The following is a 1,979-nucleotide window of genomic DNA, read 5'->3' on the forward strand; positions in this document are numbered from 1 at the left end:
GACGCGGGAGGGCCGGGCGCACCCGCGGGCGAACGGCGGGTGAACGGCCCGCGCGGGGGCGGTTGGACTGGAGCCTGCCGCGTCGGCTAATGTCTACGACGTCACGGGGAACCGGCCGGAAGGGCGGGGAACCGGAGGCGTGCGGACGTAGCGCAGTTGGTAGCGCATCACCTTGCCAAGGTGAGGGTCGCGGGTTCGAGTCCCGTCGTCCGCTCGGAGGCCGGCTCACAGGCGCGAGCCTCGCGGTGGAGTGGCCGAGAGGTTAGGCAGCGGCCTGCAAAGCCGTCCACACGGGTTCGAATCCCGTCTCCACCTCACAGCCCACCGGGTAGCTCCCGGTGCGCTCGAGGGCGATTGGCGCAGCGGTAGCGCGCTTCCCTGACACGGAAGAGGTCACTGGTTCGATCCCAGTATCGCCCACTCGGCAGGTCCAGCCGGAAGGCCCCGCCCCCCTCGGGGGGCGGGGCCTTCTGCGTGCCCCACCCGCAGCGCTGCGCGGGGGACGCACCTGCCACGATCCCTCCGACGGGCACGCCCCGGGTGAGCGGGTGCTGCTCGGCACGACACGAGGAGCGTGGACCATGGACGACGGGGCGCCGGACTGGCGGGTCCGCTGGCACGAGTGGCGCGCCCGCACGGCCCGCTCCGAGGAGGCGGCCACCCGCCACCGTCGGGCCGCGGCCCGGCTGACGCTGCGGGGGTGGACCGCCTCACCGGGCCCGGCGCAGCGGCGCAGCGGCGGGCCGGCGCCCCGGGAGGGCGCTCAGGCCGCTCCGGCGCCCCCGGACGAGGAGGACGGCGGCGCCACGGGCAGGCGCGAGGCGTAGTCCTCCCGCGGCACCACCGGGCCGTCGGTGCAGCCGTCCTGGGCGGCGGCCCCCGTGGCGCCCAGCAGGGCGATGAGGGCGGCGAAGGTGAACGTGGTCGCGGCGTTGCGCACGGGTCCTCCTCGGGTCGCTGGTGCCTGCACAACGCCGCCGGGGGGTCCGCTCGTTCCCGCACCGGTGCACCGGCCCGCGCGAGGCGCCCCTCAGGGCACCCAGCGGCGGCGCTGGACGGCCTCCGCGCGCGCGGCCTCGCGCGCCGCCGCCCGCGTCGGGTCGGGCCAGACCCGGTCCACCGCGGAGTTCAGCGCCGCGCCCACCAGGACGGCGATGGCCAGGAAGTAGAACCACACGAGCACGACGATCGGGGCGGCCAGCGGGCCGTAGATCGAGGTGGAGGTGCCGCCCACCGAGGCCGACAGCAGCGTGCGCAGCACCGAGGACGTCACCAGCCACAGCAGCAGGGCCAGCACCGCGCCGGGCACGTCGCGCCACCAGCGGCTGCGCACCGGGGTGGCCAGGTGGTAGAGCGTGGCCAGGCTGAAGACCGACAGCAGCAGCACCACGGGCCAGTAGGCGCCGGAGAGGGCCCGCAGGTCGCTGGGCAGCCACCGGGCCACCACGCGCGGCCCGACCAGCAGCAGGGGCACCACCACGACCGCGGCCAGCAGGCCGACCAGGTACGTCGACAGCGACAGCAGCCGGGTGCGCACGATGCCGCGGTGCCCGCCCAGCCCGTACATGATCGCGATGGTGTCGACGTAGACGTTCAGCGCGCGGGAGCCGGACCAGACGCTGAAGCCGAAGGCGAGCAGCGTCAGGTCCGCGCGCCCGGTGGTGGTCACCGAGTCGAAGGTCGGCAGGACGACCTCGGAGATGACCTCCGGGGTGAAGAAGGCCTCCGCCAGCCGCGTCAGCTCCCCGCGCGCGGCGGCGACCTCCGCGGCCCCCAGCCAGCGCCCGGCGTAGCCCAGGCTGGCCACGAGCCCGAACACCAGCGGCGGCAGGGACAGCAGCGCGAAGAAGCCGCCCTCGGCGGCCAGGCCGGTGACGCGGAAGCGCAGGCAGGCCCCCACGGTGCCGCTGACGAGGTCCTTCCCGGCCCGCAGGGCGCGGCGCGCCGGGGGGCGGGCCGCGGCGAGGGGGGCGAGGCTC

Annotated in this window: 2 protein-coding genes and 3 tRNA genes; 3 read left to right on the top strand and 2 right to left on the bottom strand. The window is 76.3% G+C overall.

The features are described 5' to 3' along the window. Positions 1–141: 141 nt before the first annotated feature. From GTR00_RS19850 to GTR00_RS19860, 3 genes are all read left to right on the top strand, one after another. Positions 142–214: transfer RNA gene (locus GTR00_RS19850), tRNA-Gly, on the top strand. 30 nt (positions 215–244) lie between these two features. After that, a tRNA-Cys gene (locus tag GTR00_RS19855) sits at positions 245–315 on the top strand. Between the two features lie 33 nt (positions 316–348). Next, positions 349–420: transfer RNA gene (locus GTR00_RS19860), tRNA-Val, on the top strand. Positions 421–763: 343 nt separating this feature from the next. On the opposite strand, the gene GTR00_RS19865 is transcribed toward GTR00_RS19860, so the two are convergent. Next, the gene (locus GTR00_RS19865; RefSeq protein ID WP_166613274.1) at positions 764–940 is read right to left on the bottom strand and encodes a hypothetical protein; all 177 of its coding nucleotides are present in this window, start codon (positions 938–940) and stop codon (positions 764–766) included. Between the two features lie 90 nt (positions 941–1,030). Continuing rightward, the coding region (locus GTR00_RS19870) for a YihY/virulence factor BrkB family protein (RefSeq protein WP_166613275.1) at positions 1,031–1,979 on the bottom strand (949 nt) is incomplete at its 5' end.

Source organism: Kineococcus indalonis, assembly GCF_009906395.1.
GTDB lineage: Bacteria > Actinomycetota > Actinomycetes > Actinomycetales > Kineococcaceae > Kineococcus > Kineococcus indalonis.